The organism is Lactobacillus rodentium (genome assembly GCF_003423665.1).
Classification (GTDB): Bacteria; Bacillota; Bacilli; order Lactobacillales; family Lactobacillaceae; genus Lactobacillus; species Lactobacillus rodentium.
On the sequence record NZ_BFBY01000001.1, the window covers coordinates 153,273 to 176,725 of the forward strand.

Here is a 23,453-nt window from a genome sequence, read left to right on the forward strand (position 1 = left end):
AGGATACTTATGGCAAAGGTTAAAACCCGTTACAAGTGTCGCAATTGTGGCTATATTTCGGCCTCATATTTGGGCCGTTGTCCTAATTGTGGTGCCTGGAATCAGTTTGAAAAAGAAACTGCAGAAGTCAAGACAGTTTCAACAAAGGCAACTGCATCACGTTTAATGACTAATACCGGAGTTAATGAACCGGTTAACTTAAAAGATATTAAAACGCATAAAGAAGAGAGAATTGTAACTCCCTTTGAAGAATTAAATCGAGTCTTGGGTGGAGGAATTGTACCAGGTTCTTTGGTATTGATTGGTGGCGATCCAGGAATTGGTAAGTCAACTCTAATGTTGCAAATTTCTAGTGCGCTTGCAAAAAAGCATAATGTTTTATATGTATCAGGAGAAGAATCTGCTAATCAAATAAAATTGCGAGCTGATCGCTTAAACGTAGGTAATAGTGGGATGCTATTATATCCGGAAACAAATATGGAAAATGTTCGGGAGCAAATTAATGACGTTAAGCCAGATTTCTTAGTAATTGATTCAATTCAAACGATGAATGAACCTTCACTTGATTCAATGGTCGGATCAGCTTCACAAGTGCGTGAAGTAACTAGTGAATTAATGAAAATCGCTAAAAATGATCAAATTACCGTTTTTGTAATTGGTCATGTAACTAAAGAGGGCTCAATTGCCGGTCCCAAAATTTTGGAACATATGGTTGATACCGTTCTTTATTTTGAAGGAGATGGTAATCATTCATACCGAATGTTGCGTTCAGTTAAAAATCGTTTTGGGGCTGCTAACGAAATCGGAATGTTTGAAATGCGAACTGAAGGATTAGCTGAAGTTACGAATCCCTCGGCCATTTTTCTGGATCAACGATTACCAAATTCAACTGGTTCAGCAGTTGTCGTTTCATTAGAAGGAACACGACCAATTTTAGCTGATATTCAGGCTTTAGTGACGCCAACAGCATTTGGCTATGCAAAAAGAACTACGTCTGGACTGGATTATAATCGAGTAGCTTTATTATTAGCCGTTTTAGAAAAGAGGGGCAATTTGATGTTGCAAAATCAGGATGCCTTTTTAACAGCAACTGGTGGAATTAAATTGAATGAACCAGCCGTTGATTTGGCAATTGCGATGGCTGTTGCCTCAAGTTATAAAAATCAAGAAATTTTGGCAACAGATTGTTTTGTTGGTGAAATTGGTTTAACTGGTGAAATTAGAAAAGTTAACCAGATTGAAGCTCGGGTAAATGAAGCTGCAAAAGTAGGCTTTAAGAGAATTTTTATTCCAAAACATAATATGACTAATAAGTTAAAAGCTAATAACAAGATTGAAGTAATTGGGGTAGCAAGTTTACCGCAAACTTTAAAGTTAGTTTTCGGATAGAATTGAACTTTTTACCAGTAAAAGTTAAACTTAAATAGGTAAATTATAGAATTTTGAAAGAGGCGCTTAATTTTGGCTAAACAAAAGATTCGCGTTCGTTACGCACCAAGTCCAACTGGACACTTACATATTGGTAACGCGCGTACAGCATTATTTAATTACTTATTTGCCCGTCATAATAAGGGTAAGATGATTCTTCGAATTGAAGATACTGACCAAAAACGTAATGTTGAAGGTGGTTCTAAGTCACAAATGGAAAACCTTCACTGGCTTGGCATTGACTGGGATGAAGGTCCAGATGTAGGTGGCGATTATGGTCCCTACCGCCAGTCAGAAAGAAAAGATATTTACAATAAATATATTCAACAATTAATTGATGAAGGTAAAGCTTATTATTCTTACAAGACTGAAGAAGAATTAGAAGCTCAACGTGAAGAACAACGTGCAATGGGTGTTGCTCCTCACTATACTTATGAATACGAAGGCATGACTGCCGATGAAATTAAAAAGGCACAAGCAGATGCCGAAGCAAAGGGACTTAAGCCAGTTGTTAGAATTCATATTCCAGAAATGAGAACCTATGCTTGGGATGATATGGTTAAAGGCAAAGTATCTTTTGAATCTGATACTATTGGTGGTGATTTCGTTATCCAAAAACGTGATGGCATGCCAACTTATAACTTTGCGGTAGTAGTTGATGATCACTTAATGGAAATCACGCATGTTTTACGTGGGGATGACCACGTTGCTAATACTCCTAAGCAATTAGTAGTATATGAAGCTTTAGGCTGGGAACCACCTAAGTTTGGTCACATGACTTTGATTATTAACTCAGAAACTGGTAAAAAGCTTTCAAAACGTGACGAATCAGTACTTCAATTTATTGAACAATATCGTGATCTTGGTTATTTACCTGATGCAATGTTCAACTTTATTACTTTACTTGGTTGGTCGCCTGTAGGAGAAAGTGAAATTTTCTCACAAAGAGAATTAATCAAGTCCTTTGATCCAGCTCGTTTATCAAAATCACCTGCTGCTTTTGACCAAAAGAAACTTGAATGGATCAATAACCAATATGTTAAAAAGGCTGATCGTGATCAACTATTAGATTTAGCTTTAAATAACTTACAAGAAGCAGGTTTAGTAGATGAAGATATTACACCTGAAAAGATGGAATGGATTCGTCAATTAGTAAATATTTATGCTGTTCAAATGTCTTATACTCAACAAATTGTTGATTTAGCTAAGATTTTCTTTGAAGACGAACCTGAACTTTCAGATGAAGAAGTTGAAGAACTTAAGAAAGACGATGCTCGTCCAGTAATTGAAGAATTTAAGAAGCAATTAGATAGTATTCCACGTTTTACTGCTGTTCAAGTTATGAATGCTATTCAAGCAACTAGACGCGAAACTGGAGTTAAGGGTAGAAAGTTGTTTATGCCAATTAGAATTGCATCAACTCGTTCAATGGTTGGACCAGGTGTTGGCGAAGCCATCGAATTATTGGGTAAAGAAAAGGCTATGAAGCATATTGACTTAACTTTAAAGCAATTAAGTGATCTTGGTCTTTAAAACAAATTTGATTTAAAAGTAAAGCTACGCGAAAGCGTAGCTTTTTTTTGTTAGAATAGAGCTAATGAGATATTTAGAAAAGAGGGATCTGTGTGAAAGTTTTTAACACTTTAACCCGCGAAAAAGAAGAATTCAAGCCACTTGAGGCTAAAAAAGTAAGTATGTATGTTTGTGGCCCCACTGTGTATAACTATATTCATATTGGAAATGCTAGAAGTGTCATTGCTTTTGATACTATTAGACGCTATTTTGAATATCGTGGCTATGAGGTAAAGTATATTTCTAATTTCACAGATGTCGATGACAAAATGATTAATGAAGCTAGAAAGGAAAAGATTACTGTTCCTGAACTAGCTGATAAATTTATTGCGGCTTATAACGAAGATACAGCTGCCTTAAATATTAAACCAGCAACTTTTCATCCTCGTGCAACACATGAAATAAAGGATATTATTGCCTTTGTAGAAGAATTAATTAATAAGGGTTATGCCTATGAAGTAAACGGCAATGTTTACTATCGTGCTAAAAAGTTTGCTAATTACGGTAAATTAAGTGATCAAAATATTGCTGAACTTGAAGAAGGTGCTTCAAGTCATATTGATAGTAAAGAACAAGAAGAAAAAGAAGACCCAATTGATTTTGCATTATGGAAAGCGCAAAAAGAAGATGATGAAATTGCTTGGGATTCACCTTGGGGTAAAGGACGGCCAGGTTGGCACATCGAATGTTCAGTAATGAGCACCAAATATTTGGGAGATACTTTCGATATCCATGGTGGTGGACAGGACTTAGAGTTCCCCCATCATGAAAATGAAATTGCCCAAAGTGAAGCTGAAACCGGGAAAAAATTTGTTAATTATTGGCTTCATAATGGTTTTGTGACTGTAGGTAAGAAGCAAGAAAAGATGTCCAAGTCTTTGCATAATTTTGTGACGGTTCATGATATTTTAAAAGTTGTTGATCCTCAAGTTCTACGTTTCTATATGTCGAGTGTTCAATATCGTCGTCCAATTAATTATTCTGAAGATGGCTTAAAACAGGCAGCTACTGTCTTAGAACGTTATAAAAACACATTACGTTTAACTAATGATCGTTTAGCTGAAGATAGTGTGACAGAGATGGATGAGGAATTTAGAGCTGATATAGAACAAGCTCAAGCTCAGTTCATTGAGGCTATGGATGATGATTTTAATGTGCAAAATGCATTAAGTGTTGTTTATGATTTAGTATCAAAGGCCAATACTCATTTGCAAAAAGAGCACATTGATCGGAGTGCGGTAACTAACTTTAAGGAATTATTAACTACTTGGTTAAGTATTTTTGGAGTAGATTTGGCTGATTCTCAAATCAATTCTGATGATGAACAAGAAATTGAAGTCCTAATAACTAAAAGAGACCAAGCTCGCCAAAATAAAGATTGGGCAACAAGTGATCAAATACGTGATCAATTAAAAGATATGGGAATTATTGTTGAAGATAGTCCTCAAGGAACGAGGTGGCATCGTGCTTAAGCCAAAAGTTTTAGTGGAAAAAAATCAAAATCCTAATGGCTTAGGTCCATTAACGTTAGCATACTTAGGTGATGGGGTTTATGAAGTGTATATTCGCCGCCACTTAGTCAAAGGTGGAATTGTCAAACCCCAAATGTTGCAACGATATGCTACGCATTACGTTTCTGCCAAGGCACAAGCAGCCTTAATAACGAAAATGAAAGACTTAGAAATGTTGAGTGAGGAAGAATTGGCAGCTTTTCAAAGAGGACGCAATGCTAAAAGCCATACTCATGCTAAGAATACTTCGATCAATACTTATAAATTATCTACTGGATTCGAAGCAATGTTTGGCTACCTTGATTTATTAGGCCAAACAAAGCGTATTGAGGAACTAGCACGTTGGTGTATTGAACAAGTAGAGAATGGAGGACTTGAAAATTATGAGTTCAAATAGTGATTTCGTTTTTGGGCGTCATGCTGGCCTAGATTTTTTGAAAACTCAAGATCCTGAAAAGGTAAATAAGGTTTTTTTGCAAAAGGGAGTACGTGAAGATTTTGCAAATCAAGTTTATCAATTAGCTCGTAAAAAGCACTTAATTGTTCAAAATGTTCCGAAGAATAAATTGGATCAGTTAACTGATAATGGTAATCACCAAGGTTTAGTTTTGGCGGTTTCTTCCTTTGAATATGCAGTCTTTGATGAGTTATTAGATAAGTTAGAGTCAGATGGTAAAGAGCCGTTTTTACTAATGCTAGACTCAATTGAAGATCCACATAATCTTGGCTCGATTTTACGTACTTGTGATGCTACTGGTGTTGATGGAGTAATCATTCCACAGAGAAGGGCAAGTGGGTTGACCTCGGTTGTGGCCAAAACTTCTACTGGAGCAATTGACTACGTGCCAGTTGCTCGTGTTAATAATTTGGTTCAAACCACAAAAATCCTTAAGGACAGAGGTTATTGGTTGTTCGGAACTGCAATGCAGGGACAAGATTATCGTCAATGGGATGCCAAGGGGAAAACTGTTTTGGTAATTGGAAATGAAGGTAAAGGAATTTCACCATTATTGCTAAAACAGATGGATCAAACTTTAACTATTCCAATGATTGGACACGTCCAATCATTAAACGCAAGTGTAGCAACTGGAGTATTACTTTATCAGATGTTTGCTAGCCGTCATCAAGGTAAATAATATTTCCCTGGTAATAAAGAAGGTACATGAAGCTAACCCCTAAAACTGGACGTTAGTTTTAAATATATTTTTCTAAGGCAAGATTCCAATATTCCATTGGAGTCTTGCCTTTTAATGTATGGCGAATTCTCTCAAAGTTGTAATATCTCAGGTATTTCTTTATTGCTTTGATTAACTTTTCTTTAGTTTGATAATGTTGATTAAAGTACATTTCAACTTTCATAGTATGGAAGAAGCTCTCCATAGCCGCATTGTCATGACAATTTCCTCTTCTAGACATACTCTGGAATATCTTTGCTCGTTTTAGCTTATTTCTATATTTATTTGATTGATATTGAATTCCCTGATCACTATGGATAGTCATTCGATAATTTAGGTTTGGTCGTTTATCAATTACTTGCTTAAGTCCTTCCATTACAAATTCAGTATTTGGATGATCACTAATACTAAAACCAATTATTGCACCACCACATAGATCCTTATAAGGGGAGATATAGATTCTTTCATTCATACTCATATTTCCATATCTGAACTCACTGACGTCAGTGACAATCTTTTGGTAAGGTCTATCTGTTTTAAATTTTCGATGAAATTTATTTTTAGCCTTTTTACCTTGTGGGCCCTTAGAAGAATCATATTTACCGGCCCTAAGATTATAAATTCTTCCCGAAATATGATTTTGATGCATAATACGTTGAACACGTTTATGATTTATTTTATGTCCCAGACGATGAAGCTGATCAGTTACTCTAAGATAGCCATAGCCCAGATTATGCTTCTTAATTTTTAAGATTATTGTTAATAATTTTTTGTCACTAATCTTTTGTTTACGTTCATGAGGCTGATAATAATATGTGCTCTTAGATAAAGAGGTTAATGGCAATAACTCTGTTAACTTAAATCCAAATTCTTGCCTTAATTCTTTAATTATTTGCCGTTCTTCTTGTTTTGTTCTCTGTTTTGAATTAAGGCGTCTAATTTTTTTAAGTATTCATTTTCAATGAAGAGACTACGATTTTCTTTTCTTAATCTTTCTAATTCTTCACGCTCTGATTTAGAAAGCGGACTAATTTTCTTTTGCTTTTTAAACAATGGAGGTCGACCTCGTTTTTTATTTGAAGCAACAAGATCTCCTTTATCTTTAGCTTTTTGCCATTGATAAATAGTGCCTGGATTTGAAATACCAAACTTAACTGCAGTTGCTTCATAAGTTTCATGATATTGTTTTTTCCAGTTTAAAACATTAAGTTTAAATTCACCACTATATTCTTCATGCTTTTTCTTAGGATTGAGAATATTAGGTCCATGTCTTTTATATTGTTTTACCCAAAAAAGAAGTTGAGCATGCTCTCCGATATTAAATTTTTTTATTATTTCTCCTGAACTTTGACCTTCAAGATATAATTTAACGGCTGCTAGTTTTTGTTCATAAGTAAATTTAGTCAAAATAAAAACCTCCAAAGCTGAACTTTTTGTCCAACTTTGGGGGTTAACTTCAACAGTCTAATAAAACTGTACCTTCTTTTGTTAGAAATAAGTTTGAATGTAAGCCTTAAACATTTGTTTGCTATTTCACAAAATATCCCTCCGCTATTCTAAAAACAAAAACGCGGAGGTCTGATATGATAGAAAAGTCAGAACGAGATTTAATTATAGGTGTAAAAAATAAGAATGACGATGATTTGAGAGAATTAATGCATCGTTACATGCCTCTGGTTAATAATGTAAAAAAACGTTATTACATTCGTCATTATGATAATGATGATTGGGATCAAGATGCAATGATGATATGTTATGAAACATGTTGTTTATTTGACTTTAGTCTGAATAAGTCTTTTGGAGCATTTTATAAAACAAAGCTTTGTAATCATGCACGTTCACTTTTACGTTATGAGCTTGCAAAGCGCCGTGAACCTTACCGTAAGGCAATTTCTTATGAAGTAGCAACAACTAATGGCTTGATAAATGAGGAGGGAAGAGAATTAAGCATAACTCCTGGCAAAGACATTTATCAAAATTATCTGAAAAACTTAAGTAAATTAGAATTGGTAGCTACTTTATTTCTACTAGGATTAATGACCCAAGAACGTGCCTGTCAATTAGCTCAATGCTCCTATATGCAATTATTACAGGCAAAAGGACGTTGTAAGAAAAAGCTATCTCAAGAAATGAAATAAGCATATAATTTAATAAAGAAAATAAAATCAAAAATTAGAGGAAAGAAAATGACAAAGATTGATAATTTAACTTGGTTAGATAGTTCAATGAAAGAAAATTTCGAATGGAGCGAAGGAGACGAGACTGTTCGCGAAGTATTATGGCATTATTTTTTAGAAATAGCGGGAAATGATGCAAGTAGGGCAGAAACATTGATGCTTGATCTATTAAATCAAGGAGATTCAGCAATTAAACAATTAATAGAACAAGATATTAAAAAATAGGGCTAATAATATGAAAGAAGTTATTGGAATAGATATTGGGACTACTGCCACTAAGGGTGTGCTTTATGATGAGCATGGGCAACAGTTAGCACAAGTTAGTCAAGGATATCCTTTATTACAAGAGCAAGTGAATCAAGCTGAAGAAGATCCCAAAGTTATTTTTGCTGCGGTTCAACATATTTTATTTGAATTGGCAAAAATCGCTAAAGAAAAAGGAGAACTAGCAGCTATTTCTTGGTCCGCACAAATGCATAGTTTAATTGGCTTAGATAATAAATTTGTTCCATTAACTAATAGTTTCACTTGGGCAGACAATCGAGCCGCAGATTATGTTGAAGAGGATAATAGTATTTATCTAAAAACTGGCTTGCCTAACCATCCTATGGGACCAATTTATAAATTGCGTTGGTTAAAACAACAAAATTTCCCACTTTTTAAGCAAGTCAAATATTGGGTCGGAATCAAAGAATATATTCTGGCACGCTTAACGGGACAACTAAAAGAAGATTTAACCATGGCGGCCGGAACGGGACTTTTGAATTTACATACTTTAACTTGGGATCAGGAATTGCTCAAAAGTCTGGCTATTCAACAAGAACAGTTGCCTAGCTTAACTATGCCAAGTGATCTTGCTGGTTATCTCACTCCCGAATTTAGTCAAAAGTTAGGAATTAGTTCATCAGTACCAATAATTATGGGTGCTAGTGATGGATACTTATCTACAATTGGTGTTGGGGTGCTTGATCAAAACGAGTTTGCTTTAAATGTGGGAACCTCAGGTGCCATTCGAACTTTAGTCTCAGAACCTTTAACAAATAGAGCAGGAAAATTTTTTAGTTATGCTGCGCCAAATCATCAATATCTAATTGGTGGACCGGTTAATAATGGTGGGATAGTTTTTGCTTGGGCAAAAAACACACTTTTTGGTCCTGATGCGACAGTAGATGATTATTTTTCAGCTGCTGAAACTGTTCCTGCAGGTAGCAATGGCTTATTTTTTCATCCCTATTTAGGTGGTGAACGTGCTCCAATCTGGAATTCAGCTGCTAGAGGTTCATTTGTTGGCCTTACAAGAAATCACACTCAACCACAAATGGCACGTAGTGTTTTAGAAGGAATAATTTATAATTTAGCTGGTGTTAGTAAGACCTTGAGTGAACAAGTTTCTCAGCCTAAATTTTTGAAAATTACTGGTGGCTTTGTTAAAAGTGATTTTATTAGACAAATGTTAGCAGACGTATTTAATTTACCAGTACAAGCCATGAAGCAACAACAAAGTGGTAGTATTGGTGCCTTTTTCTTGGCTGGATTAGCATTAGGTTGGTTCCATAAACTTGACGAAATTAAGCAATTTACTACTCCGGAAAAAACCTATTTTCCTAAGGCAGAAAATGTACAGGTGTATCAAGAGTTATTACCAATTTATCGTGAAATTGAACATAATCTTGATCATACATATGAGCATATTGCTAATTGGCAAAAAAATAATCCAAATAAATTTATTAATTAAAAAGACGACTTTCAATAATATGTCCTAATTTTAGGGTCATGTTATCTAGAGTCGTCTTTTTAATTGCAATTTTTAAATCTAATGATGATAAGATTTAAGCAAACGGGCAATATTTTCAGTTAATAGTTGAATATCAAGCTTACTGTCTTTCATGGCTTGTGATAAATCCTTGGCTCCTGATTCGGTAGCAAAAATCGCGTCAATCTTATCATCACCATATAATTCTTCGATTCCTTTACCAATATTTCCAGATAAACAAATAACAGAACATTGAGGTGCAATTTTTTTAGCTAATTGGGCTACGCCAAAAGGGGTTTTACCATATTGAGTTTGATAATCTGTTCCTCCTTCACCAGTGAAAACTAAGTCGGCATTTTTAACTTTAGCAGCAAAATTAGTTTCCTTTAAAACCAATTCAACACCAGATTGAAGTTTAGCCTGAGTGAAAGCAAGTAGTCCATAGGCTAAGCCGCCGGCTGCACCAGCACCGGGTGTATTTTCAAAATCTTGACCTAAGTCACGCTTTACTACTGCAGCAAAATGATGTAGATTTTGATCTAATTCTTTAACTATTTCTGGCTTGGCACCTTTTTGAGGGCCAAAAATGTAAGAAGCACCATTTTTTCCAGTGAGAGGATTTTTTACATCACTTGCTAAGATAACGTCTACATCTTTCAACCGTGGATCTAGACTAGTCACATCCAGATAGGCTAGTTTTCCTAATTGACCACCACCAAAGCCTAATTCATGTCCAAAACGATCCAGTAATTTCACACCTAGTGCTTGAAGCATTCCTGCTCCACCATCATTAGTAGCACTGCCACCTAGACCAATAATGATTTTTTTGACTTTTTGATCTAAAGCATGCTTAATTAATTGGCCGGTACCATATGTTGTGGCAATTAAGGGATTAGCTGTAGTTTGATCGATGAATTGAATTCCGCTAGCTTGTGCCATCTCAATTACTGCGGTTTCTTTATTTTTAATTAAGCCATACTTAGCAGTAACAGGTTTATCTAAAGGTGAACGTACAGGAACAGAAATAATTTCCCCATTATTAGCTTCAATAATTGTAGCCATTGTACCCTCGCCACCATCAGCCATCGGAATTAATTGATAGTCAGCATGAGAAAAAATAGGTTTTAGTCCCTGATAAATAGCAGCACTAACTTCTTTTGCAGTGAGTGATCCTTTAAAAGAATCAGGTGCAATAACAATTTTCATGATAAAACCTCTTTTCTTTACTAAAATTATTGTAAATCAAATATGAAAAAAGCGATATTCATTTCGAATATCGCTCAAATTTTATTTTTTATTAATGAAATCGTAAGATACTTTACCACCCTTAACAGTGAAAAGTTCACGATTTTTATTATCAGGGTTAACAATTGTAATAGAAACATCATCTAATGAATCAGAAATTGTTGTTAAATGTTCAGTTAATTCGTTCCAATCATCAGTGTCGCCATCCGCTGCTTCATGAATAATTTGGCGCATGCCACTATCAGAAGCAGATTGATCAGTATTAATTAAGATAGTTTTTTTAGATTTATCATAAGTAACTGGTGTGTCGTTTTTAATTGCAGTTTGGATATCGCTGGCCAATTCCTTATAGTCATCATCAGTTAGATCAAGATCAGAATCACTTGAAGATTTATCATCAGAGTCACTATCATCTGAATCATCATCTTTATCTAAGTCAGTGTAATATTTTGCAAGCTTTTTATTAACCTTAAAAGTGGTAGTCTTAATTTTTGCTTTAGTGACAGCTTTTCTTAAGGTTGCAGTCATGGTTTCTTGATTAAATTTTTCATCATAGCCAGTGACAGCAAAGGCTTTGAACTTCATTTTTGTCCCAGCGACGTTGAGATCTTTTGTCTCTTTCACTAGTGAAAATAAATCACCAATTTTAAAGTTGACCTTTTTATTTTCTACTCTGGCATAAGTATAACCATCACTGTCGTCGGAAGAGGCAATATTATTATTAAGTGAATAGTCTGAACCAGATTCAGGCTTAACCAAAACTTTTGCACCATCAGGGGCCTTAGTTTTTGCCTTTAAAAGTAGATCTCCTTCTTTTGATTTGATACTAGTGATAGTCACTGGGTAAACTTTTAAGCCTCTGTAAGCGGTATATGGTTTTGCTTGCTCCTTTTTTGCACCACAAGCAACTACTAAGAAGCAAGTTAATAACCCTAAAATACCTGCTAGAAATACTTTACTTTTTTTCATACATATCCTCGTTTCGTTTAAACTTAACTTTTTTAAGTTTATCGAAGATTGTTATCGAATACAAGATGATATTTGTATAAGAATGTTTAGACCTTGAAAACAAAGGAAAGCGAATTTATATCATATGTTATTTAAAACTTATAATTTATTAAACAATAATAAAAAAGAGGCTCATCATAATGAGTCTCTTTAATCAAATTATAGCTAACGTTTAATTAAGATTTTTCTTGATATCTTCAGTGATTTGGCCGACAGTAATGCGATTACGTTCCATAATATCTTTAACCGCTTCTTGATCAGTGTAAACACGATCTTGTCCATAGTTTAAAACTTTAACATCTTGATTACCTAAGTAAGATGCGACTTTTTGACCATAACCACCATCTAAAGTGTTGTCTTCGAGTGTTACGATTACATCACTGTCTTGAGCTAATTGATCAAGTGCTTTTTGATCTAAAATATTAGCTGAAAGTGGGTTAACTAAAGTTGCATCAAGTTCTTGTGCAACTTCACTGGCTAAACCATAAAAATCACCTAAACCAATAATGGTAATTTTAGTATTTTTACCGGGGATAATTTGATAGTTGATTTCATCATAATTTTTAACAGTTTGAGTTTCATCACCTTCTGGAACTGACTTAGTTGGCATTTTAATTGCAATAGGATGCTTGCGTTGACTTAAAGCCCATTCCATCATTGCTTTTTCTTCAGCTAGAGTAGTTGGAGCTAAGTAGTTCCAGTTTGGTAAGTTACCAATCATGACTTGGTCAAATACACCTAAGTGGGTCTTTGATTGGTTAGAAATACCACCACCAGCTACCATCATCACAACTGGTAAGTCGTTAGCAGCAACATCATGTGAAAGTTGGTCAAAGGCACGTTGTAAGAAAGTAGAATTTTCAAAAAGAATTGGCATGCCACCTTCTTTAGCACTACCAGCAGCAAAGGCAACGGATTCTTGTTCAGCAATGCCGACGTCTTTGTAATTAGCTGGATATTGTTTCTTGATTTCGTCAAGACCAAATACGCCAGGGATAGCGGCATTAATTGCTAAAGTAGTTTTATCTTTTTCAATTTGTTTCTTGGTTACTTCTAAAGCGACGCTATTAGCATTTGGTAATTTAGGAGCAGGAACTGTAGTTTTATCAGTCTTAAGATCAAATGGTAAAACCCAGTGGTGAGCTTCTTCATCATCAATTGCAGGTTGGTAACCTTTACCTTTAAGAGTATTGATGTGGAGAACTACAGGATGATCAATATCTTTGACCTTTTCAAAAGCAGCAATCATTTTTTCGATATCATTACCATTTGCCTCATAGAAATATTCAAAGCCCATAGCAGTAAATGGATTCTCTGGAGTTGTACCATTGCTATCACGTAATTTCTTTAAGGCAGTAACGACACCACCAACATTTTCATCAATTGACATTTGGTTATCGTTAATAATAGTTAAAAGATTATGCTTTTCAATTGCAGCATTGTTTAAACCTTCAAATGCAAGGCCCCCAGTCAAGGAACCATCACCAATCAAAGCAGCGATTCTTTCATGACCACCCTTTAAATCACGAGCCTTGGCTAATCCAGTAGCTAGTGCAATTGAAGTAGAAGTGTGCCCAATTGCGAAATAATCATAAGGACTTTCATCTGGATTGGTATAAGGGGTGACATCCTCATAATGTTCAGGATCAAGCCAGCCAATAGCGCGACCAGTTAACATCTTATGAGGATAAGTTTGGTGCGAAACATCCCAGACGATTTTGTCTTTTGGTGCATCAAAGACATAGTGATAAGCAATTGTAGTTTCAACAATTCCCAGATCAGGACCTAAGTGACCACCTTCAACAGAGTCTTTTTCAAGAATTAAAGTTCTAATTTCGGAAGCTAGTTGTTTCATCTGGTCAAGATTTAATTTTTTTAAGTCTTTTGGACTATGAATTTCATTTAATAAAAAATCAGGATGTTGATTCATAATATACCTCCTAAAATACAAAAAAGCTTACTTTTTAATTGTAAGTCAAAAAGTAAGCTTTAGGTAAGTAATTAAACTTATTTAAATTGAATCAGGATTTGATACTTGATGCTTATTAGTCTTTAAAGTTAAAAATAGGGCAATAAAACTAATGATAAAGGCGATGGCATTAATCCACCAACCGATATTGTAAGAGCCAGTCTTATCAAATAAAAGGCCGTCAACATAAACTGAAATTGACATGGCAAAAGCACCAAGCATATTAATAATTGAAAGAATATTACTATAGTCTTTAGCACCAAATTCTTCTCGAATTAAATAAGGAAGGGCAACTAAACAGATACCTTGACCAAGACCTAAAATAAAGGCTGAACCAATTAAAAGATTGCCATTATTTAAAAAGATTTGGCCAAACCACCCAATTGCACCAAATAAGGAATAAAAGAAGAGCACAATCCGTGCGTTAAATCGATCAAGTAAGTAACCAATAGAAATTTTCCCAGCAGCAGCCCCTAACATTAAACCTGAAACTACCGTTGCACCAGTAGTTAAAGGTAAGCCGATGTTTACAATATGACCAGAAATATGTTGAACAGAACCAGAAACATATTGTAAAACGAGCATTGCTAAGGCAATGGCATAAAAAACTGGCATTTTAAAGGCTTGACCTAAAGTGAAGCCAGAATGTTCAATATTTTCTTGCTTATTAACTGTTTTTTCACCATAAGCTAAGTGTTTGTTATTAGGCTTAGCTTGCAAGAAAAGTGCTGTTGGAACTAAAATTAGCAAAATTAATAAGCCTTCAGCTAAGTAGCCCATGCGCCAGCCGTGATGAGTAATTATACCGGCAATAATTGGATTAAAGAGGGTTCCACCCACAGCAGATAAACCAAGCGCAATTCCCATTACCGTTCCTAATTTTTGATTAAACCAATTACCTAAAAGAACAGGAATGGACAAAGTAATGGCGATGGGTTGACAAATACCAATTATAATCCAAGCTACGTAAAAATGAATTAAAGAGTGGGCCTGAGTTAGTGAAAGCATGCTAATAGCGATGATGCCAAAACAGATTGTTAGGAGCCAACGTAAGTTGACCTTACTCATGATCTTACCAGCAAAGAGCAAGGTAATAGCGGCAGCTGCATTTTGAAAAGTGCCCATTAAAGAAACACTAGCCCGACCAACACCAAAACTTTTGCTGACCGGTTCAAAAAATAAACCGATAGTATTGACTAACAAACCAAAGCCAATAATAGATATTAAACATGTAGCAATAAAAACCCACCAGGGATAAATACTTTTTTTATTTTTCAATTTTTTATTTCTCACTTTCTAAAAATTAGCCTTGCTAATTATATTTAAAATTAATTGGAAAAAGTAAAAAATCTTTTAAGCTTTAAATTTTCTTTAAAATCTAAAAAGAGCAAGGCTCTAAAGCCTTGCTCAATATATTGTTTATTAATATTTACGATCTAATAGCTGATGAGTTAAAGATTCTATTTGTTGGCGAGTCTTATTTTCTGGCCAATGCTTTTGCAAATAGCTAAGGGCCTTTTCAGTATACTGATCTGCTAATTGACTTGCTTGCTTAACGCCACCGTATTCTTTAACTAATTGATCAATTTCATGTAATTGACTATTAGTGAGTTTTTTGCCATATGACACTAGCTTATGTAATTTTTGCTGGGGGTCATTTTGTAAGGCAAAGATTAAAGGAGCCGAATAAACACCATCTTTGACATCTAATAAGACTGGTTTTTTAAGATTTTGTGCACTAGTAGTGTAGTCCAAAATATCATCGCGAATTTGAAAGACCTGCCCTAAATATTCCCCAAATTTTTGGGCCTTCAAAGCTTGCCTAATTCCAGCACCACTTTCAAAACTACCTAATAGGCATGCCAGTCCAAATAAAACACTAGTTTTACCTTTAATATGTTCTAAGTATTGATCAATAGTGATACTAGTATCATAAACAAAATTGTATTGTTCGGTTTCACCTAGCAGAATAGCTTCCATGGTTTGACTATCGCGTTGCAAGGTAGAAATGTTTTTGGTGTTTGCACTTAAAATACTTAGAGAAACAGCAAAAAGATAATCACCAGCATAAACGGCGATATGTTTGCCATATTTTGCTTGAATTGATGGCTGACCATGACGTAGATCTGATTCATCGATAATATCATCATGAATTAAGGTAGCATTGTGGAGCATTTCAATTGAAGCAGCGATATTTAGTAATTGTTTATGTTTAAATTTTGCTTTTTTGCTAAATTGACTAAAGAGCATTACAAAAGCAGGTCTCAACATCTTGCCTGGTACAGAAAAAGTATCATATAAGGCTTGCCCCATAATGCCATTAACATGACTAATATGGTTGAAGATGATCTCGTTCACAGCAATCATATCTTTTTGAATGAGAGGATAATCGTCCCAAAAGGCAAATTGTTTTTTATCAGGGAGTTTTTCTTGATTAAGTTTATTTTTAAATGATGAAATTTTGATCATTATATTTTCCTAGTTTATTTTTGAATTCTCTACTTTAAAGTTTACACTAGAATTTGTTTGAACTATAATTATTTATCGTTTTTTGGGTGAAATAATTTAAAGAGATTGATATTATTACCTATTTTTGGTAGTATTATTGACAGTTTAGGAGTGATTTTATGGCAGTCAAAAAAGCAGCACTTGCTTGCACTGAATGTGGATCACGCAATTATTCTATTACCGCAAGTAAGAATAGAACATCAAGATTAGAATTAAAAAAATTTTGTAAGCATTGTGGCAAGCAAACATTGCATAAGGAAACGAGGTAAGCTTAATGATTAAGTTCTTTAAGAGCGTTGGACATACCATGAAGGAAGTAACATGGCCAACTTGGAAACAAAATAGAAGAGATACAGGAATGGTTATTACTGCATCAATTTTATTTGGTTTATATTTGGGCTTATTAGATTTATTATTCTCTTACCTTGTGCAAACATTCTTTTAATCAAAAGAGTCTATGGTATAATACTAGTAACAGAAAAGACCTCCGGTGGAGGTTTTTTTATTTGCAAAAATCAGTAAGGAGTTAAGACAAATGGTAGAAACCAGCAAAAAACAATGGTACGTTTTACACACTTATTCAGGTTATGAAGATAAAGTAAAAAAGGATCTTTTATCAAGAGCACAATCTTTAGGGATGCAAGATTATATCTTTCGGGTAATTGTTCCTGAAGAAGAAAAGACTGAAACAGTTCGTGGCAAAAAACAAGAAGTGGAAGAAAAAGTTTTCCCAGGTTATGTTTTAGTTGAAATGGTTATGACTGATGAAAGCTGGTTTGTGGTAAGAAATACGCCAAACGTAACTGGTTTTGTTGGTAGTCATGGTGGTGGATCAAAACCTTCCCCATTGTATGAAGATGAAATTAATCGTATCTTACGCTCACAAGGTCAACCAGCTAAACGCCCAGATGTGACTTATGAAGTGGGTGAAACTGTAACTATTACTGATGGTCCATTTAAGGGGATGTCAGGTAAAGTCACTGATGTTCAAGATGACAAGTACAAGCTAATTGTTTCAATTGATATGTTTGGTCGTGAAACTAATGCGGAATTAGACTACGATCAAGTCAAGAAATTTGAAGCTTAATTTAAAATTGATATTGTAAAAAACTTAGGTTGATGGTACTATATCAGAGTATCTTTATTATTGTGGGAGGAGAAGAAGGAAAATTCTCCATTATAACCGCATCACGGAATCAAGGAGGTATTGACCGTGGCAAAGAAAGTTATTAACGTAGTTAAATTGCAAATCCCTGCTGGTGCAGCAACTCCTGCACCTCCAGTTGGTCCTGCATTAGGTCAAGCTGGAATCAACATCGTTGGTTTTACTAAGGACTTCAATGCACGTACTGCTGATCAAAAGGGTATGCTTATTCCTGTAGTTATTACTGTATATGAAGATCGTTCATTCGAATTCATTACTAAGACTCCACCAGCAGCAGTTCTTTTAAAGAAGGCTGCTAAGGTTGACAAGGGTTCTGGTGAACCTAACACCAAGAAGGTTGCTAAGGTTACTAAGGCTCAAGTTAAGGAAATCGCAGAAACCAAGATGCAAGATCTAAACGCTGCAGATGTTGAAGCTGCTATGCGCATGATTGAAGGTACTGCTAGAAGCATGGGCTTCGAAGTAGAAGACTAAAAAAGTTTCTAGGAACGTCGGATCGTTAATCAAAGTTAACGAATCAAGGTGGGAGAGTTTGAGAGAACTTGTTTGACCACATTTGCAAGGAGGAAATCACATGCCAAAGCATGGTAAAAAATATTTAGAAGCAGCAAAAAAAGTTGATCCAACTAAATTTTATTCAGTAGATGAAGCAATGAAGTTAGCTAAAGAAACTTCATACGCAGACTTTGACGCAACTATTGAAGTTGCATACAACTTATCAGTTGACCCTAAGCAAGCTGACCAACAAATTCGTGGTTCACTTGTTTTACCTAACGGTACTGGTAAGACTCAAAAGGTTATTGTATTTGCTGAAGGTCCACAAGCAGAAGCTGCTAAGAACGCAGGTGCTGACGAAGTTGGTTCAGATGAATTAGTAGAAAAAGTTCAAAACGGTTACTTAGACTTTGACGTTGTTGTTGCAACTCCAATGATGATGGCTAAAGTTGGTCGTTTAGGTCGTGTATTAGGACCTAAGGGTTTAATGCCTAACCCTAAGACTGGTACTGTTACTATGGACGTTGAAAAGGCAGTTAACGATATTAAGGCTGGTCAAGTTGAATACCGTGTTGATAAACAAGGTTTAATTCATGCACCAATCGGTAAGGCTTCATTTGAAGCTGACAAGTTAGCTGAAAACTTTAACGCTTTACGTGACGTTATTGTACGTGCACGTCCTGCATCAGCTAAGGGTCAATACATTAAGAGTGTTGCCGTATCAGCAACCTTTGGCCCTGGTATCCACTTGGATCCATTAAACTTAGACTAATTAAGTTTAAAGAATATTTAAAAGAACTCGCTTTTGCGGGTTCTTTTTTATTTGAGATAGGTTGCCAAGTTTTGCTAGCTTATAATAAAATATTATCTTAGTTGTATTACTATTTGATTTTTGAAGAGGTTCCAGTGATTAATTATATTATTAGTATATTGCCATCACTTTTTTCCGGTGCATGGCTAACATTAGAAATCTTTTTTTGGACTACAGTTTTGGCAATCCCTTTGGGAATTGTTGTAGCCCTTGGTTTATTATCTAAAATAAAACCTCTCGAAGTAATTCTGCGCTTCTATATTTGGATTATGCGGGGGACACCACTCTTATTACAATTAATTTTTATTTTTTATGGTTTACCAACAATTGGAATCGTTTTTCCCCGTTATGAATCAGCTTTAATCGCTTTTGTTATAAATTATGCAGCCTATTTCGCTGAAATTTTTCGTGGTGGGTTACAAGCTATTCCTAAAGGTCAAGTTGAAGCGGGCCAAGTTCTGGGCCTATCATCTTGGCAAAGGTTCCACCGCATTATCCAGCCGCAATTATTTAAGATTGTTTTACCTTCAATAGGTAATGAATTAATTAATTTAGTGAAAGACTCAAGTTTAGTGTATGTAATTGGACTATGGGATTTATTACGAGCTGGTAATGTTGCTACTGCTCGCGATGTTTCATTAGTTCCCCTGGTTTTAGTTGGTATCTTATATCTTGTTTTAACAGGACTACTCACTTATATTTTGGGCGTAGTGGAGAAGAAGTATAATGTCTGGAAATAAAATTTTAGAATTAAAAAATATCAATAAATCATTTGGCTCACGTAAAATCATTCAAGATTTGAATTTAGAGCTAGATAAGGGTGATATTTTAAGTATTATTGGACCATCTGGGGCTGGAAAGACAACCTTATTACGTATGATCGCAGGTCTAGAGACAGCGGATAGTGGTCATTTTTACCATGATGGTCAAGAATTTGATCCTACTGATCGGAGTAAGCATGTAGTAGGAATGGTTTTTCAGGATTTTAATCTTTTTCCCAATTTGACAGTAATGGATAATATTACTCTGGCTCCTGTTAATGTGAAAGGGTTAAGTAAAAAAGATGCTGAAGTTGCAGCACAAAGAATTATTGACGAACTTGATTTAAATGAAGTGGTCAATTTATATCCTTATCAGCTTTCCGGTGGTCAAAAACAGCGGGTTGCCATTGCACGAGCACTAGAAATGCAACCAGCAATCCTTTGCTATGATGAGCCTACATCTGCACTTGATCCAGAACTAGTGGGTAAAGTTAAAGAAATCTTTTTCAAGTTAAAACAAAATGGGATTACCCAAATAGTAATTACTCATGACCACCAATTTGGTAAAGAAGTTGCAGATAAAATTTTGGAAGTAAGTAAGTTTAAAGGGGAGCAATAATGAAGAAGAAATTCCTCTACTTAATTTTATTTTTCTGTAGCTTAACCTTATTAACAGCTTGTAGTGAAAGAACTAATTCCTGGCAGGCAATTAAGGAACGTAAAACTTTGGTTATCGGAATAGATGATAGTTTTGTACCCATGGATTTTCGCGAAAAAAATGGCACCTTAGTGGGATTTGATGTTGATCTCGCAAAGGCGGCTTGCAAGAAGTTAGGCTTAAAGGCACAATTTCAACCGATTGACTGGGATATGAAAGAAACGGAATTACGTAATGGTACGATTGATGTAATTTGGAATGGTTATACCAAAACAAAAGCGCGCGCTAAGAAAGAGAACTTTACAAGACCGTATTTAACTAATGAGCAAATCTTGGTAACACGGAAGAATGAGGGCATCTCAACTTACAAAGAGATGAAAGGAAAAATTTTAGGAATGCAAACGGGCTCTTCTGGAGCCGATGATTTTGACGCTTATCCTAAAGTACTTAAAAGCCGTGTGAAAAATACAGTCCAATATGATAACTATAATGATGCCTTTCTGGACCTCAAGGCAGGAAGAATTAACGGTCTCTTAATAGATAGTGTATATGGTGATTATTACTTAAAGCATACCAAAAATGGTCAAGATTTTAGTAAAACAGCACTACCTTATCCTAATGAAGAATTTGCGGTTGGTGTTAGCAAGAAAAATACAACTTTAACTAAAAAGCTAAATCAGGTTCTTGATCAATTAGAAAAAGATGGGACTATCAAACGTTTAGAAAAGAAATGGTTCAATTAGTTATTGACTTTTATCCTGATCCCTAGTAAAGTAGTTATCGAAGTAAATTCTACCTAAGACTCGGGTGGCGAAAGCCTCAATATCCCGCCGAGGCCAGAAAAAGAATGAGTTTTATAACTCTACGTCTCTTTTTGGCGTAGAGTTTTTTTATTTCGGCAGATAGAATTTATCTGAATAATTAATTTTGGAGGTGAATTCATTGAGTAAAGCTGCTATTGCTGCAAAAGAAAAACTTGTCAACGATTTCGCTGAAGAACTTAAGACTGCTAAGGCTATCTTAGTAATTGATTACTTAGGTTTGACTGTTGATCAAGTTACTAACTTGCGTAAGGATCTTCGTGATTCAAACGTTAAGATGAAGGTTATGAAGAACACTTACTTGAGACGTGCTGCTGAAAAGGCTGGTATCGAAGGATTAGAAGATACTTTTGTAGGTCCAACTGCTATTGTCTACACTGATGATGCAGATGACATTACTGAACCTGCTCGTATTGTTTCTAAGTACGAAGATGATATCGACGTATTATCAATTAAAGGTGGTATGCTCGAAGGCAAGGTTGCAAGCCAAGACGAAATCAAGAAGCTTGCTTCTATCCCAGGTCGCGAAGGTTTACTTTCAATGCTTCTTTCTGTATTGCAAGCACCTGTTCGCAACGTTGCATATGCTGTTAAGGCTGTTGCAGATTCTAAAGACGAATAATAATTTCGTAAATTTAAACTATATTTTTGGAGGAAACTTATAATGGCTTTAGATACTGAAAAGATTATCGATGCTTTAAAAGATGCATCAATTCTTGAATTAAACGACTTAGTAAAGGCTATCGAAGATGAATTTGGCGTTTCAGCTGCTGCTCCAGTTGCAGCTGCAGGTGCTGCTGGTGGTGACGCTGGTAAGACTGAATTTGACGTTGAATTAACTGACGTTGGTCAAGAAAAAGTTAAGGTTATCAAGGTTGTACGTGACATCACTGGCCTTGGTCTTAAGGATTCAAAGGACCTTGTTGATGGTGCTCCTAAGAATCTTAAGGAAGGCGTTTCTGAAGACGAAGCTAACGACATCAAGGCAAAACTTGAAGAAGTTGGTGCTACTGTAACTGTTAAATAGTTATAGCCTTTCTGATAAAAGCTCCCCGTTTGGGGAGCTTTTTTTTGTTTTGAAATAAAACCACCTTATTTTTCGTAATTATTATTAGTAATTATGAAAAGGAGAGTTTTATGGTTAAACCTTATTACGGTTTTACTAATGATGTTGTCTTTGGTTGGGTTATGGATAATAAAGAGTTTTGTATGTATTTAATTCAGATTATTATTCCAGAACTCAAGATTAAAGATATTGAATGTGTAAATCGTCAACATGATGTTAGCACACCAGATGCTAGTAGAGATGTCCGCTTAGATATTTTAGTAAAGGACACAGAAGATAGGCTATATGATATTGAGATGCAAGTGGCTAAGGAACAGGATTTAGGAGCCAGAATGCGATATTATCAGTCTAAAATTGATAGTTATGCATTACGCAAGGGAAAAAGCTTCCATGAATTAAAAGAAAGCTATGTTATTTTCTTGTGTGATTTTGATCCTTTCGGCTTTGGTAAATTGCGTTATAGTTTCTCTAATTATGAAGATGAATTAGGTAAAGAATGTAAGTTGAATGATAAAAGCCAGCGTATTATTATTAATTCAAAGGGAAATAATCAGAAGATTAGTAAAGATCTACAGGCTTTAGTAGATTTGATGAATGGTAGACCGAAGAAATTAAATAAGCATTTTGATTATGCGATTAAGGAAATAGAGAAAATCAATGCAAGTTCGGAGAAAAGGAGAACGATCATGACGTTTGAAGAAAAGCTGAATGAAGTAAGATATGAAGGGATGGAAAAAGGTATAGCTGTAGGTGAAAGAAAAGGTAAAGCTGATGCAACTGTAGAAGCTTATTTCAAACTAGGACAAGATAGACAAGCAGCCCTCTCTGCAGTTAAAAAGCTAAATTTGATTTCAGATCAAGAAGCAGAAGAACTAGTGAATAAAGTTTATGGTGACAATTAACTTCTATTTAAGAGGAATTTGATTATGCTATTAAGGAAATAGCAAAAATCAATGCAAGTTCGGAGAAAAGGAGAACGATCATGACGTTTGAAGAAAAGCTGAATGAAGTAAGATACGAAGGGATGGAAAAAGGTAAGGCAGAAGGTATAGCTGTAGGTGAAAGAAAAGGTAAAGCTTTAGGCAAAACCGAAGCAGTTGTGGAAACATATTATGATCTAGGACAGGATAGACAAGCAGCCCTGTCTGCAGTTAAAAAGCTAAATTTAATCTCAGATCAAGAAGCCGAAGCACTAGTGAATAAAGTTTATGGCGAAGAGTAAATCTTAATTTAAATAAATATTTTAATTAATCAACTTATATATTGGAATAAAACAAGTACGAGAAGTAGAGTTATGAATTACTTCTCGTTTTTTTATGGATGTATTTAT

Annotated in this window: 27 protein-coding genes and 1 other annotated feature; of the genes, 20 read left to right on the forward strand and 7 right to left on the reverse strand. The window is 35.1% G+C overall.

From position 1 onward, the window contains the following. Positions 1-9: 9 nt before the first annotated feature. The 5 genes from radA (at position 10) to rlmB (ending at position 5,647) form a co-directional block, all read left to right on the forward strand. Positions 10-1,389, forward strand: a complete 1,380-nt coding sequence (gene radA / locus LrDSM24759_RS00825) for a DNA repair protein RadA (protein WP_117117508.1) — start codon at positions 10-12, stop codon at positions 1,387-1,389. A 72-nt stretch (positions 1,390-1,461) separates the two neighbouring features. Then, positions 1,462-2,961 carry a glutamate--tRNA ligase gene (gltX, locus tag LrDSM24759_RS00830; protein ID WP_117117510.1) on the forward strand — a complete coding sequence of 500 codons (1,500 nt, stop codon included), beginning with the start codon at positions 1,462-1,464 and terminating at the stop codon, positions 2,959-2,961. A 92-nt stretch (positions 2,962-3,053) separates the two neighbouring features. Next, positions 3,054-4,472: a cysteine--tRNA ligase gene (cysS, locus tag LrDSM24759_RS00835; protein WP_170133344.1), complete on the forward strand. Its 1,419-nt coding sequence runs from the start codon at positions 3,054-3,056 to the stop codon at positions 4,470-4,472. Beyond that, positions 4,465-4,908 carry a Mini-ribonuclease 3 gene (locus tag LrDSM24759_RS00840; protein ID WP_117117514.1) on the forward strand — a complete coding sequence of 148 codons (444 nt, stop codon included), beginning with the start codon at positions 4,465-4,467 and terminating at the stop codon, positions 4,906-4,908. Before cysS ends, LrDSM24759_RS00840 begins: the two co-directional genes overlap by 8 nt. Continuing rightward, positions 4,895-5,647 carry a 23S rRNA (guanosine(2251)-2'-O)-methyltransferase RlmB gene (gene rlmB, locus LrDSM24759_RS00845; RefSeq protein ID WP_117117516.1) on the forward strand — a complete coding sequence of 251 codons (753 nt, stop codon included), beginning with the start codon at positions 4,895-4,897 and terminating at the stop codon, positions 5,645-5,647. The genes LrDSM24759_RS00840 and rlmB overlap by 14 nt, the downstream gene beginning before the upstream one ends. A 58-nt stretch (positions 5,648-5,705) precedes the next feature. Here the strand turns inward: rlmB and LrDSM24759_RS00850 are convergent, their stop codons facing one another. Both LrDSM24759_RS00850 and LrDSM24759_RS00855 read right to left on the reverse strand, forming a co-directional pair. Then, positions 5,706-6,638 (reverse strand): IS3 family transposase, encoded by a 933-nt coding sequence (locus LrDSM24759_RS00850; RefSeq protein ID WP_117117518.1) that lies wholly within the window; start codon positions 6,636-6,638, stop codon positions 5,706-5,708. Further along, complete coding sequence (locus LrDSM24759_RS00855) at positions 6,575-7,093, reverse strand: helix-turn-helix domain-containing protein (protein WP_117117520.1); 519 nt, start codon at positions 7,091-7,093, stop codon at positions 6,575-6,577. The genes LrDSM24759_RS00850 and LrDSM24759_RS00855 overlap by 64 nt, the downstream gene beginning before the upstream one ends. A gap of 176 nt (positions 7,094-7,269) precedes the next feature. Here LrDSM24759_RS00855 and LrDSM24759_RS00860 point away from each other — a divergent pair, with 176 nt between their 5' ends. The 3 genes from LrDSM24759_RS00860 to LrDSM24759_RS00870 are packed head-to-tail and all read left to right on the forward strand — an operon-like array spanning position 7,270 to position 9,598. Further along, the gene (locus LrDSM24759_RS00860) at positions 7,270-7,824 is read left to right on the forward strand and encodes a sigma-70 RNA polymerase sigma factor region 4 domain-containing protein (protein WP_117117522.1); all 555 of its coding nucleotides are present in this window, start codon (positions 7,270-7,272) and stop codon (positions 7,822-7,824) included. A gap of 48 nt (positions 7,825-7,872) precedes the next feature. Beyond that, complete coding sequence (locus LrDSM24759_RS00865) at positions 7,873-8,088, forward strand: P8 family protein (protein WP_117117524.1); 216 nt, start codon at positions 7,873-7,875, stop codon at positions 8,086-8,088. 10 nt (positions 8,089-8,098) lie between these two features. Then, complete coding sequence (locus tag LrDSM24759_RS00870) at positions 8,099-9,598, forward strand: gluconokinase (protein ID WP_117117526.1); 1,500 nt, start codon at positions 8,099-8,101, stop codon at positions 9,596-9,598. A 78-nt stretch (positions 9,599-9,676) separates the two neighbouring features. Here the strand turns inward: LrDSM24759_RS00870 and LrDSM24759_RS00875 are convergent, their stop codons facing one another. The 5 genes from LrDSM24759_RS00875 to LrDSM24759_RS00895 all read right to left on the reverse strand — a co-directional run bounded on the left by LrDSM24759_RS00875 (position 9,677) and on the right by LrDSM24759_RS00895 (position 16,307). After that, on the reverse strand, positions 9,677-10,822 hold the full coding sequence (locus tag LrDSM24759_RS00875) for a glycerate kinase family protein (RefSeq protein ID WP_117117528.1): 1,146 nt from the start codon (positions 10,820-10,822) through the stop codon (positions 9,677-9,679). A gap of 81 nt (positions 10,823-10,903) precedes the next feature. Further along, on the reverse strand, positions 10,904-11,830 hold the full coding sequence (locus LrDSM24759_RS00880; protein WP_117117530.1) for a hypothetical protein: 927 nt from the start codon (positions 11,828-11,830) through the stop codon (positions 10,904-10,906). 211 nt (positions 11,831-12,041) lie between these two features. Then, positions 12,042-13,799: a 1-deoxy-D-xylulose-5-phosphate synthase gene (locus tag LrDSM24759_RS00885; protein ID WP_117117532.1), complete on the reverse strand. Its 1,758-nt coding sequence runs from the start codon at positions 13,797-13,799 to the stop codon at positions 12,042-12,044. 81 nt (positions 13,800-13,880) lie between these two features. Then, positions 13,881-15,116: an MFS transporter gene (locus LrDSM24759_RS00890; protein ID WP_117117534.1), complete on the reverse strand. Its 1,236-nt coding sequence runs from the start codon at positions 15,114-15,116 to the stop codon at positions 13,881-13,883. A gap of 144 nt (positions 15,117-15,260) precedes the next feature. After that, the gene (locus LrDSM24759_RS00895) at positions 15,261-16,307 is read right to left on the reverse strand and encodes a polyprenyl synthetase family protein (protein ID WP_117117535.1); all 1,047 of its coding nucleotides are present in this window, start codon (positions 16,305-16,307) and stop codon (positions 15,261-15,263) included. A gap of 158 nt (positions 16,308-16,465) precedes the next feature. Between LrDSM24759_RS00895 and rpmG the strand changes: the two genes are divergently transcribed. The 12 genes from rpmG to LrDSM24759_RS00955 all read left to right on the forward strand — a co-directional run bounded on the left by rpmG (position 16,466) and on the right by LrDSM24759_RS00955 (position 23,345). Next, on the forward strand, positions 16,466-16,615 hold the full coding sequence (gene rpmG / locus LrDSM24759_RS00900) for a 50S ribosomal protein L33 (protein ID WP_117117537.1): 150 nt from the start codon (positions 16,466-16,468) through the stop codon (positions 16,613-16,615). A 5-nt stretch (positions 16,616-16,620) separates the two neighbouring features. Further along, positions 16,621-16,791, forward strand: coding sequence for a preprotein translocase subunit SecE (gene secE / locus LrDSM24759_RS00905; RefSeq protein WP_117117539.1), 171 nt, complete (start codon positions 16,621-16,623; stop codon positions 16,789-16,791). 90 nt (positions 16,792-16,881) lie between these two features. Beyond that, a complete protein-coding gene (gene nusG / locus LrDSM24759_RS00910) occupies positions 16,882-17,433 on the forward strand; it encodes a transcription termination/antitermination protein NusG (RefSeq protein ID WP_117117540.1) in 552 nt (183 codons plus the stop codon). A 126-nt stretch (positions 17,434-17,559) separates the two neighbouring features. After that, the gene (rplK, locus tag LrDSM24759_RS00915; protein ID WP_117117543.1) at positions 17,560-17,985 is read left to right on the forward strand and encodes a 50S ribosomal protein L11; all 426 of its coding nucleotides are present in this window, start codon (positions 17,560-17,562) and stop codon (positions 17,983-17,985) included. Positions 17,986-18,085: 100 nt separating this feature from the next. Then, positions 18,086-18,778 (forward strand): 50S ribosomal protein L1, encoded by a 693-nt coding sequence (rplA, locus tag LrDSM24759_RS00920; RefSeq protein WP_117117545.1) that lies wholly within the window; start codon positions 18,086-18,088, stop codon positions 18,776-18,778. Between the two features lie 134 nt (positions 18,779-18,912). After that, positions 18,913-19,557, forward strand: coding sequence for an amino acid ABC transporter permease (locus LrDSM24759_RS00925; protein WP_117117546.1), 645 nt, complete (start codon positions 18,913-18,915; stop codon positions 19,555-19,557). A 1-nt stretch (position 19,558) separates the two neighbouring features. Beyond that, positions 19,559-20,197, forward strand: a complete 639-nt coding sequence (locus LrDSM24759_RS00930) for an amino acid ABC transporter ATP-binding protein (protein WP_281271446.1) — start codon at positions 19,559-19,561, stop codon at positions 20,195-20,197. Beyond that, complete coding sequence (locus LrDSM24759_RS00935) at positions 20,197-20,979, forward strand: amino acid ABC transporter substrate-binding protein (protein ID WP_117117550.1); 783 nt, start codon at positions 20,197-20,199, stop codon at positions 20,977-20,979. Before LrDSM24759_RS00930 ends, LrDSM24759_RS00935 begins: the two co-directional genes overlap by 1 nt. Positions 20,980-21,013: 34 nt before the next feature. After that, positions 21,014-21,137: a sequence feature (ribosomal protein L10 leader region), on the forward strand. Between the two features lie 41 nt (positions 21,138-21,178). After that, on the forward strand, positions 21,179-21,679 hold the full coding sequence (rplJ, locus tag LrDSM24759_RS00940; RefSeq protein ID WP_117117551.1) for a 50S ribosomal protein L10: 501 nt from the start codon (positions 21,179-21,181) through the stop codon (positions 21,677-21,679). Between the two features lie 42 nt (positions 21,680-21,721). Then, on the forward strand, positions 21,722-22,084 hold the full coding sequence (gene rplL / locus LrDSM24759_RS00945; protein ID WP_117117553.1) for a 50S ribosomal protein L7/L12: 363 nt from the start codon (positions 21,722-21,724) through the stop codon (positions 22,082-22,084). A 110-nt stretch (positions 22,085-22,194) separates the two neighbouring features. After that, complete coding sequence (locus LrDSM24759_RS00950; RefSeq protein ID WP_117117555.1) at positions 22,195-23,025, forward strand: Rpn family recombination-promoting nuclease/putative transposase; 831 nt, start codon at positions 22,195-22,197, stop codon at positions 23,023-23,025. Positions 23,026-23,105: 80 nt separating this feature from the next. After that, the gene (locus LrDSM24759_RS00955) at positions 23,106-23,345 is read left to right on the forward strand and encodes a hypothetical protein (RefSeq protein WP_117117557.1); all 240 of its coding nucleotides are present in this window, start codon (positions 23,106-23,108) and stop codon (positions 23,343-23,345) included. The last annotated feature ends 108 nt before the right edge of the window (positions 23,346-23,453 follow it).

Coding starts and splice junctions, on each gene's coding strand:
- nusG (WP_117117540.1), top strand. CDS start 16,882: ATGGTAGAAACCAGCAAAAAACAATGGTACGTTTTACACACTTATTCA.
- LrDSM24759_RS00875 (WP_117117528.1), bottom strand. CDS start 10,822: ATGAAAATTGTTATTGCACCTGATTCTTTTAAAGGATCACTCACTGCA.
- LrDSM24759_RS00860 (WP_117117522.1), top strand. CDS start 7,270: ATGATAGAAAAGTCAGAACGAGATTTAATTATAGGTGTAAAAAATAAG.
- secE (WP_117117539.1), top strand. CDS start 16,621: ATGATTAAGTTCTTTAAGAGCGTTGGACATACCATGAAGGAAGTAACA.
- radA (WP_117117508.1), top strand. CDS start 10: ATGGCAAAGGTTAAAACCCGTTACAAGTGTCGCAATTGTGGCTATATT.
- LrDSM24759_RS00870 (WP_117117526.1), top strand. CDS start 8,099: ATGAAAGAAGTTATTGGAATAGATATTGGGACTACTGCCACTAAGGGT.
- rplA (WP_117117545.1), top strand. CDS start 18,086: ATGCCAAAGCATGGTAAAAAATATTTAGAAGCAGCAAAAAAAGTTGAT.
- rlmB (WP_117117516.1), top strand. CDS start 4,895: ATGAGTTCAAATAGTGATTTCGTTTTTGGGCGTCATGCTGGCCTAGAT.
- LrDSM24759_RS00955 (WP_117117557.1), top strand. CDS start 23,106: ATGACGTTTGAAGAAAAGCTGAATGAAGTAAGATACGAAGGGATGGAA.
- LrDSM24759_RS00880 (WP_117117530.1), bottom strand. CDS start 11,830: ATGAAAAAAAGTAAAGTATTTCTAGCAGGTATTTTAGGGTTATTAACT.
- LrDSM24759_RS00885 (WP_117117532.1), bottom strand. CDS start 13,799: ATGAATCAACATCCTGATTTTTTATTAAATGAAATTCATAGTCCAAAA.
- LrDSM24759_RS00935 (WP_117117550.1), top strand. CDS start 20,197: ATGAAGAAGAAATTCCTCTACTTAATTTTATTTTTCTGTAGCTTAACC.
- rpmG (WP_117117537.1), top strand. CDS start 16,466: ATGGCAGTCAAAAAAGCAGCACTTGCTTGCACTGAATGTGGATCACGC.
- LrDSM24759_RS00950 (WP_117117555.1), top strand. CDS start 22,195: ATGGTTAAACCTTATTACGGTTTTACTAATGATGTTGTCTTTGGTTGG.
- LrDSM24759_RS00895 (WP_117117535.1), bottom strand. CDS start 16,307: ATGATCAAAATTTCATCATTTAAAAATAAACTTAATCAAGAAAAACTC.
- rplL (WP_117117553.1), top strand. CDS start 21,722: ATGGCTTTAGATACTGAAAAGATTATCGATGCTTTAAAAGATGCATCA.
- LrDSM24759_RS00865 (WP_117117524.1), top strand. CDS start 7,873: ATGACAAAGATTGATAATTTAACTTGGTTAGATAGTTCAATGAAAGAA.